Source organism: Neobacillus novalis NBRC 102450 (assembly GCF_001591805.1).
Taxonomy (GTDB): domain Bacteria; phylum Bacillota; class Bacilli; order Bacillales; family Cytobacillaceae; genus Neobacillus; species Neobacillus novalis.
In genome coordinates this window covers 296,984-313,751 of the sequence record NZ_BCVP01000010.1, presented here as the reverse complement: position 1 = coordinate 313,751, position 16,768 = coordinate 296,984, and the positions used below count along the sequence as shown (strand labels likewise).

The following is a 16,768-nucleotide window of genomic DNA, read 5'->3' as shown; positions in this document are numbered from 1 at the left end:
TAGAAATTCTACATTAAAAGAGGGATGAATATGGAAATGAAAATTGGGAAATTAGATTGGCTCTTTTTAGTTTTGTGCCTGCTTCTGGGTATTTTAGCGGAGGAAGCATTTTTTCGTGATAAAATTGGAATCTCCTATTTCGTGTTTATTTTAGCTTTCTACTCTGTATTTATGTGGCGCTATCGCCGCTTTTCATTTTCCCATCAGCGTATCGGGTACTTGGTTATTTGCTGTATTTGGCTGCTCTCGGCAAGCTATTTCTTAAATGACAATCTGTTTTTTTACTCCCTTAATATTTTGGTGATTCCTTGCTTAGTTCTATTTCATCTTGTCTTAGTTACGAGTCCGAAAACCTTTAAATGGAACCAGTCCGCATTTGTCAGCTATTTTTTCACAAGGCTTTTAGATGCTATTAAATATAACGCAGCTTTTGCTGGACTATTTGGAAAAGGTTTGAAGCAAGGCGTGGCTGAAGATAAATTAATCATCTGGAAAAAAGTAATGATTGGTGTATTGATTTCCGTTCCCGTGTTGTTAATAGTCTTAAGATTGCTTATGTCGGCAGATACGCAGTTTGAACGATTGATTGGCAATATCCCAGATTGGTTCCATATTTTTGATACGGAAGGGATTATCCGATTTATTATTATCCTCTTCTGTACTGCAGCCTTCTTTGGATTCATGCAGGTGCTGATTAAAAAACAAATAAAGGTCATGAAGCAGCAAACAGATCATCAAGTGGTTCAACTCGATTCAATTATCACAATAACCGTGCTAATTCTAATCAATACGGTTTATGTATTATTTACACTTGTGCAGTTTAAGTATTTCTTCAGCGGTACCTTGCAGGGAGACTTTACTTTCGCAGAATATGCCCGCAAAGGATTCTTTGAGCTTTTATTTGTTACACTCATCAATTTGTCGATAACCGTGGCTGTTTTAACCTTTGTAAATCGTACAACGAGTTTCATGAAACGATTGACACAAGTTATGCTAACTGTACTCGTCCTGGCAAGTTCGGTGATGTTATGTTCTGCCTTTTTACGGTTAAGTTTGTATGAGGATGCATATGGATTTTCTTTCATCAGAGTGCTCGTCCATTCTTTTATGATTTTTCTCGCGGTCATCTTTACGTATACATTGGTAAAAATTTGGGTTGAGAAGCTGTCATTGTTGCACTTCTATTTCATTTCTTCATTAATATACTTTACAATGATAACGGTTATTGATTTGGACAAAATTGTTGTCAAAGAAAATCTGAATCGCTATGAGGTCAGCGGGAAAATTGATGTTCATTACCTAAACCAATTATCATCAACAGGTGTACTTGGATTAATCGAGCTTTATGAAAGGGATAAGCATATCCCCGAGTTACAAACGATTTTGCTGGAGCGCCAAGAGGAAGCCAAATCAGACAGCCATGCTTGGCAATCGTATAATCTAAAACGAGCGCAAGTAACGGAAAAATTACTGAATCTCCAACTAAATTAGGAAATAAACGGAATGCAGCTAAATTTAACTGGTTCTGTTGAAGAGGTGCTTTGTTATTAAAAGACACAAGAATTGACGTATGAATTGGCATACGTCTTTTTATTTATTTATCAAGGTTTCTACGAAATTCTATTAACTATGACATCATTATTTTGATGGACAATAAATATTGTACAATTAAAAAAGAGGGTCTAAACTTCTGTCATTTTCAGTACCGTTTTTTGATCTTTATAAGCTGGGCGATAAGAAGTTGCTGATTCTCGTACCTAGGATCAAGAGGGTCCACAATTATCGGTTGGGGAATCAGGATAAGCACCATAGCTGATAAATAGACGGAGAAATTCCGCTTAATGAGTAATTATTATTAAAAAAGGCTTAAATAGACGGAGAGATTCCGCCTATTGCCTCAAAAAATTCGAAAATGGGGGATTTTGCTTGGGATAATCGGAAAATCTCCCCTTATTTACCCCAAAACGAGCTCCATTCTGCATTTAACCGGAAAATCTCCTCTTATTTTACTTTTTCTGGGTACTCGATTAAGGACAAGACATCTTATTTAAAAGGGGGTGAGTTTTCACTCAGTAATCCAAGAGAACCTCATTTTGATGCATTACGGTGAACCGTATCCAATACCACTGTCATGTCGACACGTATTTTAAGAAAAAGCACCTCAAAACCGAACCCGTTAATCTAAATTGCATGATTTTCCCATTTCGTGAAACTTATTTACTTTGTTTCCGTCTAATGAATTTGAGAATATTACAAAAGGTCAGGTTTGGCCTTTTCGATTTTATGAGACTAAGTTTCGACTTTCCCTTCCAAAAATAAATTAGGAATATTGCAAAAATACTAATTAAATGGTAAAAAGAGAAAGGACTGATTTTTTTAAATATCTGAATTTATATAATTGAACTTTGAGAAATGTCTAGCTCCAGCACCCTAGCGGCTAGTGTCCTTCGCTCTCCGCCCTACGATAAGTCAACATCGGTTCGCTTGCGCTCACCGTGTTTCCTTTATCTCAGTTGGAGCGCTCCAGGCCATACGCCGCTGACCAGGGTGCTTGCGCTTTTCTTAAAATATGGGGGATGAGATGAAACGATTATTACGCTTGCTTATTAGAATAATTTTGATCCTTTTCGGTTTTCTATTTATTTTTACGTTACCATTTGTATTTGGGAGTGCGAACGATACAGTACTTGTCAATTTTAGGACCTTTTGGGACGGTCTTAAGTTAAATTTTCAATCGTTAACCCAAATGAATGATAGCAGCTACTTAGCGTTTTTTAAGGAATTAGACATAACCAATAGTTATCAGTACACGATGACGATTCTTGGTGGGAGCCTTATTGTTATCATTTTCCTAGCCATAGTCATCTCTATTTTGATTATGCTAACACCGGAAAAAGTAAGCAATCGCTTAAAAAACGGCATTAATTTTTTTGAGGCCGTGCCAGATTTACTAGTGATTCTTTTGATTATGTTTTCTGTTATCACCCTATATAAAACAACGGGATTAAAGTTTTTACAGCTTTATGGGGTATTTGGTAACAAACCCTATTTTGTTCCAATCATGACCGTTTCGTTTCTCCCGCTGTTCTTATTGTTACAGTTCCTAGTAAAAGTCATAAATGAAGAGCAAAATCAGCAATATGTTCTTTACGCGAAAGCAAAAGGAATTGGTCGTTTAAGAATATTACTTGTACATATTATGAGAAACATTTTTCCACTTTTAATATTGCAGCTGCGAACGATTGTCTGGGTTTTATTATCCAATATTTATCTTGTTGAATTCTTGTTTAACATTAATGGCTTTACGCAGCAATTTCTAAAGGTCCTGTTTATGGGCGGAGATTTCGCGTCACTCGTTGCTTGTTTATTGATGTTATCCATTCCGCTCCTGGTTATGGAAGCATTGGCATGGTTCATTTCTAAGTTTATCAAAGGGAAAGAGGCAGTGAGTATATGAGAAAATATAAAAAGACAATCATTGGTTCATCCTTACTCCTTCTCCTGCTAGTAATGAGTATTTTATATCCTTATTACGGACCAAAGGATTTTAATCATCAGGTTTTAGTGAAAGATGATCAAGGCGCAGTCATTGGCCGGGCACCGTTTCCTCCTTCGGAAAATCATTTACTGGGAACCAATCGAAATGGCGAGGATATACACTGGCTATTACTTTATGGAGCCAAATTTACGTTAATAACGGCTTTTGGAGTCGCTGTATTAAGAGTGCTTCTAGGCGGGCTTTTCGGAATCATTCTGTCCCTTTGGGCTCCCTTTTTAAAAAGTTATTTTAAGGACTTTTTTTTAACTTTTCGCTACATACCATCGATTCTGCTTGGGATTATTTTAATGCTCCCGATTGTCGGAGGTTTTTCTGATGCGCCCATCTCTACCATTGTCATCTATCAAATTATGATTCTCGTTTTTATTGGCTTTCCATCGGTTACCCTATTCGCATCAGATGTAACGGATGAATTAATAAAAACGTCATTTGTGCAAAGCTCATTCTTAATGGGGGCAGGCAAACTGCATATTGTTAGGAAACATTTGCGGCCCTATATTGGCTCTTATGGTATTTTATTTACTGTTCAGCAGATTATTAGTACTCTCCATATTACGATGCAGCTTGGTCTATTTGGCATGTTTCTGGGAGGACGGAACAGGGCAGGGGTTTTTGGCTATGATGCTCCAGAAAAGCCGGCATCCTTATCCAATGAATGGGCCGGTTTAATTGGTCAGAATTTTAGCGAAATTATCCGGGCTCCATGGGCCATCTTGAGTCCAGTCTTTGGGTACTTTGTTGTGATTGTTATTATCAATTTTATTAAGAAAGAATTAGAAGAAAACTTAAATGGCTTCCAGGTTGTCAAGAAGAAACAAAAGCAGAATAAGGGTGCACGGGCTGAAGCCCGCTCAACTGCTAGAAGAGGATTATTTGAATTTGTTCAAAAGCTTTAGGCCGAGCTGATTTTGATGCTCGGTTTTTCTTTTGCATTTATAAGATAAAACAGAACCAATAAAAAAAGACGTCTGTATAAACAGACGTCTTTTGCGTATTGAGGCGAAAAACCACACTCCACATAGTGCGCTCCAAAAAGGAATGTTTCTCGACTTACACAACTCAGCTCATCGCTTTGCTATTATAACACGAGACATGCGCAAAATACAAGTAAATTATTTTTGAAGAAAAAACTTGCTTATTATTTACTATTATCGTATATTCAAATAATCAGATATAGTAAATTAATAAGATAAGAAGGGTGAATATGTTTACTGACAAAAGGTTCCATCATTATTCCTTAAGTAGCCTGCCAAAGGATCTCCTTGCAGGGGTGATTGTTGGGGTCATTGCGATTCCTCTAGGTATGGCATTCGCGATTGCTTCAGGAGTGAAGCCGGAGTATGGAATCTATACGACCATTGTCGCCGGGATTCTCATCTCGTTATTTGGCGGATCGAAGTATCAAATCGGCGGGCCAACCGGGGCATTTATTCCGATTTTGTTTGGGATCGTGATGACCTACGGCTATGAAAATTTACTCATTGCCGGTTTTATGGCTGGAGTTATTCTCCTGTTAATGGGAATTTTCAAACTGGGTTCCTTGATAAAATATATTCCCAGACCGGTTACAATCGGGTTCACCACCGGAATAGCTGTCACCATTTTTTCAGGTCAATTAGCTAGTTTCCTAGGTTTAGAGGGACTTAAAAAGCATGAGGAATTTATTAGAAACATTCAAGAGATTTTTATCCATCTAAATACAACCAGTATTTATAGTGTGTTAACGGCAGTGATTTGTTTAGTAACCGTGATCCTAACACCAAAGATTGCGCCGAAGGTTCCGGGACCGCTTATTGGACTAATTGTTTCTACCCTGGTTGCGACATTGTTTTTCCCAACTCAGGTGGCTACAATTGGAACGGCTTATGGTGAAATCCCAAGTACATTACCCCAAATCCATATTCCGAACATAAATATGGAGATAATTATTAAACTAATCAAGCCTGCCTTCATTATTGCCATGCTTGGCGGTATTGAATCCCTGCTTTCGGCCGTTGTCGCAGATGGGATGACGAATAGTAAGCATAACAGCAACAAGGAATTAGTCGGTCAGGGGATTGCCAATATGATTACGCCATTATTTGGCGGAATTCCGGCGACCGGTGCGATTGCCCGGACCGCAACTAACATTAAGAACGGAGCTGTTTCTCCTTTTTCGGGAATCATCCATGGGGTAGTGGTATTACTCGTCTTATTGTTTTTTGCACCCTATGCTTCCTATATTCCATTAGCAAGTATGGCCCCCATCCTCATGGTAGTTGCCTGGAACATGAGTGAGCGAAAAGTATTTGGCCATATTTTAAAAACAAAATCAACCGATTCACTTGTGCTTGTCGTTACGTTTTTATTAACCGTTTTTGTCAATTTGACGATGGCTGTCGAAGTTGGTCTAATCATGTCAGCGATTCTGTTTGCCAAACGGATGAGTGATGTGATGGTTACAAAAAAGGCATTGCCCAACCCTGATACGAAACACGAAAAGGTTGAGACAGGCATGGTTACCGATACCCATGACTGTCCACAAATTAGTATCTTTAATGTCGAAGGGCCGTTATTTTTTGGAGCAGCGCTAACATTTGAGGAAACCATTATGAAGACGATCAATTATCGGCCAAAAGTTCTTTTGCTAAGAATGGGGAGAGTTCCGTTTATCGATACAACAGGGGAAGCGAATTTAGCACGGATTGTTCACCATTTTTCGAAAAATGGTATAGTATTGATATCGGGTTTAAATCCACAGCCGGAAAGTGTTTTGCGAAAAACAGGGCTATATGGAGCGATTGGTGAGGGCCATTTCTTTGAACACACCGGAGAGGCCATCCAATATGCACTATCGCAAATCAATAAAAATAAATGCCTCGGCTGTAAACATTTTGCGTTCAGAGAATGCCAAAAACTATCAGCTTTAGGTGCGGTGGAAGGAAGCAGGAAAAAACTCACAGCTACCTTCTAGATATAAGTAAGGGTGATGATGAATTGAATTTGGAAATGCAGCGGTTTAAAGCAGAGTTTTTTAAAGCATTAGCCCATCCATTACGGATTCGGATTTTAGAGCTGCTGGCAGAAGGGGATAAGAATGTAAATGAAATTCAAACCCTTGTTGGCAGTGAGGGGTCAGCTGTTTCACAGCAACTTACCATTCTAAGAGCGAAGAATATTGTTTCAGGTACAAAAGAAGGAAATAAAGTCATCTACACATTAAAAGACCCGATGATTATTGAATTGTTAGCCGTAGCAAGGCAAATATTTAACAATCATCTCGTTGATACCATCACGATATTAGATAAGTTTAAAGAGGATGATGACCTGATCACATCGCCGAAGAATTAAATTCTTCGGTTTTTTCTATATTAAAGGTGAAAAAGAGGGTATTGTTATATTTTGGTAATTGCCGTTATTTTGTAATATTTGAACCGCTTTTTACCCGAAAAATAGACTACTATTAAGGTAGTAGTACTAGATATAGAAAAATTAGGAAGGTGATTGAATATGTATGATTTGGTATTGCTTCATCCGCCTACGGTTTATGATTTCCGCAAAGAAATGCTGTTTACCGGTCCAATCAGCGACGTGGTTCCCTCTTCTCCCGTGTTTGAAATGTACCCAATCGGATTAACAAGCATCGGAGATTATCTTGAACGTTTTGGGTTAAAAGTGAAGATTATCAATATCGCTAATCGGATGCTGCTAAATCCCAATTTTGACGTCGAAAAGAAAATCAGAAAAATGAAGACAAAGGCGTTTGGCATTGATCTTCACTGGCTGCCGCATGCCCATGGGAGCGTGGAACTGGCAAAGATCATCAAGAAATATCACCCAGATACGCCAGTAATGTTCGGGGGGCTTTCCAGCACTTATTTTCATAAGGAATTAATTGACTATCCTTGTATCGATTTTGTTATCCGCGGCGATACAACCGAAAAGTTGATTCTGATGCTGCTGAATAAGCTTGAGAATAAATCAAATGACAGTTTCTTCGATATTCCAAATTTAACTTGGAAACGCGGGGATTCCTGCCATTATAACGAGATGACCTATGTGCCTGACAGTCTGGATGAGTTTAATTTACCGGGCTACCGTTATATCATTCGCTCCGTCTTCAAGTATTTTAATCTGTTAGACCCATTGCCCTACAAGGGGTGGCTCCAATACCCAAATACGGCCATCCTAACTTCAAAAGGGTGTACGTATAATTGTTTAATTTGCGGCGGCTCTAAAGATGCCTACGAGCTTAACTGTAATCGAAAAAAACTGGTGATGCGCTCGCCGAAGAAAATGCTGGAGGATATCGCGTTCATTCAACGCTTCACCAGGGCACCGATTTTCCTTTTAAATGATATCAGGCAGGGCGGCAAAGAGTACGTGGATGAATTCTTATCCGGTTTAGAAAAAATGGACTTGAAGAACGAAATTGTTTTCGAATTGTTTAATTATGCAGATGAAGAATTTTTCAAGCGCCTTAACAAGGCAATGCCTAAATATAGTATTGAGCTTACGCTTGAATCGGCCGATGAAGATATTCGTAAATATAATGGTAAGCTTCCATGTACAAATGCCAAGGTAATCGAAATGCTCCAATATGCCTTAAAACATGGCTGTGCCAAGATTGATTTATTCTTTATGACAGGGATACCTAACCAAGATTATGATAGTGCAATGAGGAATGTCGATTTTTGTGAAATTATTCACAAAGAGTGTAGTGAAGATCTGCGTATTTCGTATTTTGTTGCACCGCTTTCGCCATTTCTTGATCCTGGCAGTCCAGCCTTTGAGCACCCGGAAACATTTGGTTATAAAAAATTCTGCCATCAGCTTGAAGACTTCCGGGCGGCAATGAAGCAGCCATCCTGGAAAAACATGCTCAGCTATGAAACGAACAAAATGACCAGAGCGGACATCGTTAGAGCCACCTATGATTCCGCCTTAAAATTAAATGAATTTAAATACAAAAATAATATCGTAACGAAGGAGGTTCATGATGAGGTAGCCGTTAAAATTAAAAAATCAGTCGAATTCCTCAAGCGGCTGGATGAACTGGCACTACTACCGCAGGACGAACAAAAGGCGGCGATGGCAATAATTAAAGATGAAATAGATCAAATCAATCGGCACAGCATCTGTGGGAAGAATGAACTGAAATGGGAAGTAAAAAAGCTGTTTGCTGATTTCCCGTCGTTAACCTACATCGGCTTAGAATTATTAGTAAAGGACATTATTAAGGGAATAAAGTGCCGGCTAGGAAAAATTGACCGAAATATCACTGTAACCTCCATTTCCCAAAATGGAAAGATGAAAGAATAGTAACTTAAAAGGCAGTAATTATCGGCGAATTTCGAATTCATCGACAATTATTTTACTGAAAAATACGACATTGTGTCTTAATAGGCTGCTCATGAATCGTAATTAGAGGATAATTCCCTCTCGAAAGTAGGGGGAAATGTAGAATTCTGTAGGCTTTTGTCACTTATTCCTCCCTTGACATTTTGGCAAAAATTATGATAAATTTTAATCAGCCGTTGCACGAGATTAGATTTATATTTTACTAGCTTGTTCAAAGTTTTAACTGATTTTTGGATAAGGAAATGAAGGTAAAGCTATCACGTTGTAATTTGGTGAATTTACACATGGCTTACGTTTATAAGCCAATAGGAGGATTTTTTTACATGAAAAACGGTAAAGTTAAATGGTTTAACTCAGAAAAAGGTTTCGGATTCATCGAAGCTGAAGACGGTAACGACGTATTCGTTCATTATTCTGCCATCCAAACAGAAGGTTTCAAAACTTTAGAAGAAGGTCAAGAAGTATCTTTCGAAGTTGTTGAAGGAGCTCGTGGACCACAAGCTGCTAACGTAACTAAAAAGTAATTTTAAAAAAACTAATGACAACAGCCCGGACTTTTGCGCCGGGCTGTTTTTTGTTGTCTAAATTTCAAAATCCATAGAATTTCCAAATCTTTTCATAATGGTATTTTGTTATAATAATAGTATTGGAAAAAAACACAGAAAAATAACTGGGGTGAAGTAGATGAAATTTATCCATACCGCTGATTGGCATTTAGGTAAATTAGTTCATGGTGTTTATATGACCGAGAATCAACGGGAAGCACTTGAGCAGTTTGTGGCAATCGTCGCTGAAGAGAAGCCGGACGCTGTGGTCATTGCAGGTGATCTTTATGACCGTTCCGTGCCGCCAACGGATGCCGTTGAATTACTAGATGACATTCTTTTTAAAATTAATGTCGAGCTAAAAACGCCAGTTGTCGCAATCGCTGGAAATCATGACAGTGCAGAAAGACTCTCGTTTGGCAGCTCGTGGTATAAGCATAGTCAATTCTATTTATCAGGAAAATTAAGCAACAGCTTTAAGCCGGTGCAAATCAATGGAGTGAATTTCTATCTCGTTCCATACGCAGAGCCAGGCCTCGTCCGCCAGCTGCTTGAGGATGATTCGATTCACTCCCATCAGGATGCGATGAAAGCGCTGATCGGAAAAATGGAAGAAACGATTAATCCGAATGAGCCGAACGTTTTAGTTGGACATGCCTTTGTCTTAGGCGGCCAAACTTCTGATTCTGAACGAATATTATCCGTAGGTGGGTCGGGATGCGTGGGTGCCGAATTGTTTGAACCGTTTTCCTATACTGCACTTGGCCACCTGCACAGTCCCGATGCCATTAACCATGATAAAGTGAAATACTCTGGTTCTCTCTTAAAATATTCTTTTTCCGAAGCAAAACAAAGAAAGTCGATTTCAATTATTGAGATGAATGAAAAAGGGGATTTTACCCATCGTTACCGTTCGCTCACACCAAAACATGATATGCGAGAGCTAGAAGGGCATTTGGAGGAATTGCTAGATCCCCAATTTTATGAAAAAGAACGAATCGAGGATTATTTAAAAATCACCTTGTTGGATGAGGGGGCATTGATTGATCCGATTAATAAATTGCGGCAAATATACCCGCATGTCCTCCACCTGGAACGAAAAATTGATCTTACCGATTTGAAGAAGAAACAATCCTTCAACGCGATTCGTAATGAAAAGAAGTCGGAGATTGAGTTGTTCGAACAATTTTACGCAGAGATGACCACTTCTGAATTTACACTGGATAAAAAAGAAGCAATGGCTGCAGTAATCGAAAAAGTGCTAAGAGAGGAGGGGTTGAAATGAAACCGTTAAAACTGACGATGCAGGCATTTGGCCCATATGCAGGCAGTGAATCAATTGATTTTACCGCGCTCGGCAACCGGACGATGTTTGTGATTTCCGGAAAAACCGGTTCCGGGAAAACCACGATATTCGATGCGATTACTTATGCGATTTATGGAAAAGCGAGTGGGGAGGATCGTAATGGCCCTGAGCTCCGCAGCCAATTTGCCGCTGACAACCTGTTAACAGAGGTTTCTCTTGATTTTTCACTTCGGAACAAGGTGTATTCGATTACCAGGTCACCCCAGCAGCTGAAGAAGAAGGACAAGGGGGAAGGCTATACCCAGTTGGGAGCAAAAGCTGAATTATATAGCTGGAACGCTAATGGCGAGAGAAAACTAATTGCTTCGAAAATCAGCGATGTCGAGGAAAAAATTAAGGAAATCATGCTGATTGATGCCAACCAATTCCGGCAAATATTGATGATTCCGCAGGGGGAATTCCGTAAGCTGTTAACCTCTGACAGCAAGGACAAAGAAGTCATCCTTCAGCGGCTGTTCCATACACAGCTTTATAAAATGGTCGAAGAAAAGCTGAAGCTAGAAGCAACTGAGCTGAAACGGTCAGTTGAGGACCAGGTGCAGGCACGAAATGAAGCGATTCGCCGCATACAAGCAGTGACAAACCAAGAACTCCGTGATTACCTTGAAGCGGGAAGTGTGAATGACACCATCATCATACCGCTTTTACAAACCGAAATATCCGGTATGGGCGAATTGCTCGAACAACTGGACAGCCAATTAAAAGCCAAAGTTCAGGAGCAGGACCGGCTAAAGGGTCAGCTTTTTGAAGCAGAAGCGATTTTGAAGCAAATGCAAACAAAAGAGGTATTGAAGGAGAAAAAAGTCCAGCTAGAATCTCAAAAAGAATTATTTGCAGAAAAAGAAGAGCAGGTTCAACGAGCGCAAAAAGCGACTTTATTGGCTAAGCAGGAGGAGCTTTGCCATCGCTTAAAGCGTGATGCTGACCAGCTGGAGGCAAATGTAAAGTCGCTCCAAGTGAAAATCGAAAGCTTGAACGGGCTTGCTTCACAGCATGAAAAGCAGCTGCAAAAAGAGCTGGAACGAGAAGGCGAGCGGCAGGCAGCGCTAGAAGAGGCGAATCGTTTAGTCAATATGAAAGACGATGTCTATTCGTATGCCGCATTGGTCAAAGAGACGGCATTGAAGGGGGCTTTTTTAAAAACGGCCAAAGAAAAGCTGCAGACCTCAGAAAGAAATGTGGAACAAAATGAAGAAATGGTGAAATCTCTTCTTCAGCAAAAGGCCGAGATCGAAAAGGGGCAGCTAACCTATTTAGAAATTGAAAGGCAAGTGGAAAAACTACAAGCGGAGCTAGACCGCTGTGAAAAATTTGAAAAAGTCCTCGGACGCAAGCATTTGGCTGAGCAAAATCTTAAAGGAATCACAGACCGCTATGAAAATACGGCTGCGAAGTTTATCGATGCAAAGGCACTTGTAGAGGACATGGAGCGAAAATGGCTTCATGGTCAGGCCTCATTGTTAGCTTCAAGACTTCATGACGGGGAAGCATGCCCAGTATGCGGATCCGTGGACCATCCAACGCCTGCTTTACAGCATGATGGCAGCATGCCGAACGAAGAAGATTTGAAGGCAGCAAAGGATCAGCTTGGCAAATGGGAAAAAGAAAAGGCAGCAGATGAGGCAAAGCTTTATCAAGGTCAATCAGCCGTACGAACGCAAGAGGAAGCCGTTGCGGAAATGCTCGCGGAAATTCGTACGTACCGTTTGAATTTTACTGAAACGGATTTAACAGATGTGAAAGCAGAAGTTGTTACGGCGAAAAACTCTCTAATTCAAATGCAAACGAACCTGGCTAAGCAGATTACGCAGCTTGGGCAAGTAAAAATAGACCTAGAGAAACGGGAATCCGAAAAAGCCGCTTTACAAAACGCGATTCAACAATTATCGGCAGAAGTGACGGATTTAACGGTGCAATATACCGAAAGGAAAACAAATTTGACGAGAATGATGAGCGTCATTCCCGAGCATCTGCGGTCGGAAGCGGAATATGAAAAAGCGCTAACCACATCGAAAGAGCGCCATGAACAGCTTGTTAAACAGCTCGAAGCTGCCCAGCAGCACGTACAAGCAGTCAAAGAAAAACTTTCAAATGAGACAGCAAGATTAGTAGATGCAGAAAAGCACTATGCCAGTAAACTTCAGGAACTTGACAGAGAACGTGAAATCTTTATAAATAAGCTATCCGAGCAGGGCTTTGAAAAATATGGTCTCTATGCTGCTTCTAAACGGACAGAAGGAGAGATTCGCGGTCTTGAAGCGGAAATTCGCAGCTATCGCGAAGAGTTACGTTCGGTTTCGGACCGATTAGAAGAATTAACAGAACTATTGGCAGATGTGAAAACTCCCGATGTCGAGGGATTAAAGCTAGAGCTTGCAAAGCTGACTAACGAAATCGGGGGACTAACCCAGCATCACACAGATCTTTTCGTTAAAAAACGGGATAATGAAGAAATTTATACCCGGGTGGAAAGCTTGAATGAGCAGATGAAGGTTCTCGAAGAAAGGTACAAGTTAATTGGTCACCTTTACGAAATTACCAAGGGGCAAAATAACTTCCGAATTACCTTTGAACGTTATGTCCTTGCGGCTTTCTTAGATGATATTTTACGAGAAGCCAATGTGCGCTTACGAAAAATGACCTCAGGGCGGTTTCAATTGCTGCGAAAAACAGACCGGGCAAAAGGAAATGCCCAGAGCGGTTTGGAATTGCTGGTATTTGATCAATATACGGGGCAGGAACGACATGTCAAAACGTTATCGGGCGGGGAAAGTTTCAAAGCTTCATTATCTCTGGCTTTGGGACTGGCAGATGTGGTGCAAAATTATGCCGGCGGCGTATCTTTGGAAACGATGTTTATTGATGAGGGATTCGGCACGCTTGACCCTGAATCATTGGACCAGGCAATTGAAGCATTAATGGATATCCAAAGCAGCGGCCGTTTAGTAGGCATCATTTCACACGTACCGGAACTAAAGGAACGGATTGATGTGCGGCTCGAGGTTATTGCCGATCAGACCGGGAGCAGGACCGAATTTATGTTTACGAATTAGGATTTTGGCAAAATAAGAGTATCTCCCTGGGATTATGCCTTTGGGACATACTCTTTTATTATTTGAGAGAAATCGTGAAAAATTGTTATTTTATCTGCAAATTTAAGAAATGCGCGCCTTTATGTCTATTCAAACCAAGGAAAAGAACCGCTGTAATGCGACTTTTTCTTTTTATTTGCGAAAAAAGAAATAGTTGACACCCCCTGCTACTCGGTGTTACAATGTACCTGTAATAAGCAATACTTAATAGCGGGATTTCCCAAAAGCTATTAAGTAAAAATTTTTACCTCGGTACTATGTTATACTGAATATAAGTCAGACAGAATAGAGGTGGCTCTGAATATGAATAATTTAACTGAAATGCTGAGGGGTTCGCTGGAAGGCTGTGTGCTGGAAATCATCAGCCGCCATGAAACCTATGGCTACGAGATTACCCGCCGCCTGAACGAGCTTGGGTTTACCGAAGTCGTGGAAGGGACGGTCTACACCATCCTCGTGCGATTAGAAAAGAAAAAACTCGTGAGCATAGAAAAGAAACCGTCAGATATGGGACCGCCCCGCAAGTTTTACTCACTTAATGAGGCTGGCCGTCAGGAACTTGAATTGTTTTGGAAAAAGTGGGATTTTGTATCATCAAAAATCAACGTCTTGAAGACAATCTAGCTTCATAAGATATTACGTGCGATATTTTTGGAGTGTCTTGTTCAGCTTTATAAAAAAGGAGGAAAAATAACATGATGGAAATGTTCAAAAAATTGATTGGTGATAAAAAAGAATACAAGATGATGATGGCACGGGTTGAAGCCCTTCCAGAGGACTTCCAGTTTGTATTTAAGCAAATCCAAAACTATATGTGGAAGTTCGCAGCGGGCAATGGGATGGATATGCTGCACATGCAGTATGAATTAATCGAGTTGTTCGAATCCGGTGCGGCGGAAGGCAGACAAGTGCTGGAAATCACTGGGGACGACGTGGCGTCCTTTGCCGACGAACTAGTGGCAAACGCTAAAACCTATGTCGCCAAGTATCGTGAAGATTTGAATCAGAGTATCATGAAGCGATTGGGAAAAAAATAAATTCAATAGATAATACCGACTGAATAGCTGGTTACAAATGTGAATTGCCGCCTTCGTTATTCAGTTATTTTTTCAACTAGGTACTAAGTCATACAGATTATCAGTCAGACTAAATAGGAGAGTGTAGGCAATCTAGCACCAAAAGGCGCATTTTATAAGGAGGAAAAAAGTATGAACAATGCAGCGATTTCTGTAAAAGGGTTAAAAAAATCCTTTAAAAACAAGGAAGTCTTAAAGGGGGTGGATTTTGAGGTGCAGCGTGGCGAAATTTTCGCCCTGCTGGGCTCAAATGGAGCGGGCAAGACGACGACGGTCAACATCCTCTCGACGCTAATGAAGCCCGATGGCGGCGAAGTAGGTATTTGCGGCTTTGACGTCCAGCGTCAACCGGATCAGGTTCGCCAGAGCATCAGCCTGACAGGGCAGTTCGCAGCTTTAGACGGCATGCACACTGGGCTGGAAAACCTGATGATGATCGCCAAGTTGCGGGGAGTTTCCCATCCCGCTCAAGTCGCCGACAATCTGCTTGCAAGATTCAGCCTGCGTGACGCGGCCAACCGCCGAGCGGACAAATATTCCGGGGGGATGAAGCGCCGGCTTGACATCGCCATGAGCCTGATCGGGACGCCAGCAGTCATTTTTCTCGACGAACCGACGACAGGGCTTGACCCCGAAGCGCGAATTGAAGTCTGGGATACCGTCAAGGAACTTGCTGGCGGCGGCACGACGATCTTGCTGACGACCCAGTACCTCGAGGAAGCCGAACAACTGGCGGACCGTATCGCCATCCTGCATGGCGGAAAAATTATCACGACCGGTACCCTTACCGAACTCAAAGTGATGTTCCCGCCAGCTAAAGTGGAGTACATCGAGAAGCAGCCGACATTAGAGGAAATTTTCCTCGCGATCATCGGCAAAAAGGAGGAGATATAAATGAAAAGCAAAACAGGAGTATTACTAGGGCGTTTAATGCGCAACATCATGCGCAGCCCGGATACGATTATCACGGTTGCGATTACGCCGATTATGATGATGTTGTTGTTTGTATACGTATTTGGCGGCGCTATAGAGACAGGCACGGACAACTACGTCAATTATTTATTGCCGGGAATCTTGCTTATGGCTATCGCTTCCGGCGTCGCTTACACTTCCTTGCGGCTGTTTAACGATGTAAAGAGCGGACTGATGGCGCGTTTCATTACCATGCCCATCAAGCGCTCATCGGTATTGTGGGCTCACGTGTTGACTTCGCTTGTTTCCAATGCGCTTACTGTCTTGGTGGTTATCCTCATTGCGCTCTTGATGGGCTTCCGTTCCAGTGCTGGTATCCTGGATTGGCTCGTGGTAGCTGGGATACTCGGGCTTTTTACGCTGGCGCTGACATGGCTGGCGGTCATTCCCGGATTGACAGCGGGGTCTATGGAAGGGGCGACAGCCTACTCGTACCCGCTGATTTTCCTGCCGTTTATCAGTTCGGCCTTTGTCCCCACCGAAACCATGCCAAAAATAGTCCGTGCGTTCGCTGAGAACCAGCCCGTGACTTCAATCGTGAATGCGATTCGTGCCCTCTTGTATGAAGGGTCTGTTGGCAACGATATCTGGATCGCGCTTGCCTGGTGCGTCGGCATCATAGTTATCGCTTACTTCTTCGCCAGTAAATCATTTAAACGCCAGTTAGGGTAAGTACACCATCGGTTCGGTGTCTCGTGGCAACTAAATCTTCCGAAATGAAATATATGTTTGAAAAAGCACGGAAAAAATTATCCGTGCTTTAATTATTTGTCATGTTCTCAAGGTAGCCATTGTCGATATAACACCTTCATGTTATT

Annotated in this window: 13 protein-coding genes; all 13 read left to right on the top strand. The window is 41.2% G+C overall.

Annotation, left to right across the window (positions count from 1 at the left end; translation table 11 throughout):
* Positions 1-30 precede the first annotated feature (30 nt).
* Positions 31-1,491: a DUF4153 domain-containing protein gene (locus BANVL01_RS09420; RefSeq protein ID WP_066085776.1), complete on the top strand. Its 1,461-nt coding sequence runs from the start codon at positions 31-33 to the stop codon at positions 1,489-1,491.
* 1,090 nt (positions 1,492-2,581) lie between these two features.
* The gene (locus BANVL01_RS09415) at positions 2,582-3,457 is read left to right on the top strand and encodes an ABC transporter permease subunit (protein WP_066085780.1); all 876 of its coding nucleotides are present in this window, start codon (positions 2,582-2,584) and stop codon (positions 3,455-3,457) included.
* Positions 3,454-4,455, top strand: a complete 1,002-nt coding sequence (locus BANVL01_RS09410) for an ABC transporter permease subunit (protein WP_066085783.1) — start codon at positions 3,454-3,456, stop codon at positions 4,453-4,455. Before BANVL01_RS09415 ends, BANVL01_RS09410 begins: the two co-directional genes overlap by 4 nt.
* Before the next feature lie 308 nt (positions 4,456-4,763).
* Positions 4,764-6,512 (top strand): SulP family inorganic anion transporter, encoded by a 1,749-nt coding sequence (locus BANVL01_RS09405; protein ID WP_066085785.1) that lies wholly within the window; start codon positions 4,764-4,766, stop codon positions 6,510-6,512.
* A 23-nt stretch (positions 6,513-6,535) separates the two neighbouring features.
* The gene (locus BANVL01_RS09400; protein ID WP_066085788.1) at positions 6,536-6,889 is read left to right on the top strand and encodes an ArsR/SmtB family transcription factor; all 354 of its coding nucleotides are present in this window, start codon (positions 6,536-6,538) and stop codon (positions 6,887-6,889) included.
* Between the two features lie 159 nt (positions 6,890-7,048).
* Positions 7,049-8,860, top strand: coding sequence for a TIGR04190 family B12-binding domain/radical SAM domain protein (locus BANVL01_RS09395; protein ID WP_066085791.1), 1,812 nt, complete (start codon positions 7,049-7,051; stop codon positions 8,858-8,860).
* Between the two features lie 362 nt (positions 8,861-9,222).
* Positions 9,223-9,423, top strand: a complete 201-nt coding sequence (locus BANVL01_RS09390) for a cold-shock protein (protein ID WP_007083969.1) — start codon at positions 9,223-9,225, stop codon at positions 9,421-9,423.
* Between the two features lie 160 nt (positions 9,424-9,583).
* Positions 9,584-10,729: an exonuclease SbcCD subunit D gene (locus tag BANVL01_RS09385; protein ID WP_066085796.1), complete on the top strand. Its 1,146-nt coding sequence runs from the start codon at positions 9,584-9,586 to the stop codon at positions 10,727-10,729.
* Positions 10,726-13,863, top strand: coding sequence for an SbcC/MukB-like Walker B domain-containing protein (locus BANVL01_RS09380; protein WP_066085802.1), 3,138 nt, complete (start codon positions 10,726-10,728; stop codon positions 13,861-13,863). The genes BANVL01_RS09385 and BANVL01_RS09380 overlap by 4 nt, the downstream gene beginning before the upstream one ends.
* 342 nt (positions 13,864-14,205) lie before the next feature.
* Complete coding sequence (locus BANVL01_RS09375) at positions 14,206-14,526, top strand: PadR family transcriptional regulator (RefSeq protein WP_066085805.1); 321 nt, start codon at positions 14,206-14,208, stop codon at positions 14,524-14,526.
* A gap of 71 nt (positions 14,527-14,597) precedes the next feature.
* Positions 14,598-14,939, top strand: a complete 342-nt coding sequence (locus BANVL01_RS09370; protein WP_066085808.1) for a DUF1048 domain-containing protein — start codon at positions 14,598-14,600, stop codon at positions 14,937-14,939.
* A 171-nt stretch (positions 14,940-15,110) separates the two neighbouring features.
* A complete protein-coding gene (locus BANVL01_RS09365; RefSeq protein ID WP_066085811.1) occupies positions 15,111-15,872 on the top strand; it encodes an ABC transporter ATP-binding protein in 762 nt (253 codons plus the stop codon).
* A complete protein-coding gene (locus BANVL01_RS09360) occupies positions 15,873-16,622 on the top strand; it encodes an ABC transporter permease (protein WP_066085816.1) in 750 nt (249 codons plus the stop codon).
* The last annotated feature ends 146 nt before the right edge of the window (positions 16,623-16,768 follow it).

What these genes read in the sequence shown, in the direction of transcription:
- BANVL01_RS09420 (WP_066085776.1), top strand. Translation starts at nt 31, where the DNA reads ATGGAAATGAAAATTGGGAAATTAGATTGGCTCTTTTTAGTTTTGTGC.
- BANVL01_RS09415 (WP_066085780.1), top strand. Translation starts at nt 2,582, where the DNA reads ATGAAACGATTATTACGCTTGCTTATTAGAATAATTTTGATCCTTTTC.
- BANVL01_RS09410 (WP_066085783.1), top strand. Translation starts at nt 3,454, where the DNA reads ATGAGAAAATATAAAAAGACAATCATTGGTTCATCCTTACTCCTTCTC.
- BANVL01_RS09405 (WP_066085785.1), top strand. Translation starts at nt 4,764, where the DNA reads ATGTTTACTGACAAAAGGTTCCATCATTATTCCTTAAGTAGCCTGCCA.
- BANVL01_RS09395 (WP_066085791.1), top strand. Translation starts at nt 7,049, where the DNA reads ATGTATGATTTGGTATTGCTTCATCCGCCTACGGTTTATGATTTCCGC.
- BANVL01_RS09390 (WP_007083969.1), top strand. Translation starts at nt 9,223, where the DNA reads ATGAAAAACGGTAAAGTTAAATGGTTTAACTCAGAAAAAGGTTTCGGA.
- BANVL01_RS09385 (WP_066085796.1), top strand. Translation starts at nt 9,584, where the DNA reads ATGAAATTTATCCATACCGCTGATTGGCATTTAGGTAAATTAGTTCAT.
- BANVL01_RS09380 (WP_066085802.1), top strand. Translation starts at nt 10,726, where the DNA reads ATGAAACCGTTAAAACTGACGATGCAGGCATTTGGCCCATATGCAGGC.
- BANVL01_RS09375 (WP_066085805.1), top strand. Translation starts at nt 14,206, where the DNA reads ATGAATAATTTAACTGAAATGCTGAGGGGTTCGCTGGAAGGCTGTGTG.
- BANVL01_RS09370 (WP_066085808.1), top strand. Translation starts at nt 14,598, where the DNA reads ATGATGGAAATGTTCAAAAAATTGATTGGTGATAAAAAAGAATACAAG.
- BANVL01_RS09365 (WP_066085811.1), top strand. Translation starts at nt 15,111, where the DNA reads ATGAACAATGCAGCGATTTCTGTAAAAGGGTTAAAAAAATCCTTTAAA.
- BANVL01_RS09360 (WP_066085816.1), top strand. Translation starts at nt 15,873, where the DNA reads ATGAAAAGCAAAACAGGAGTATTACTAGGGCGTTTAATGCGCAACATC.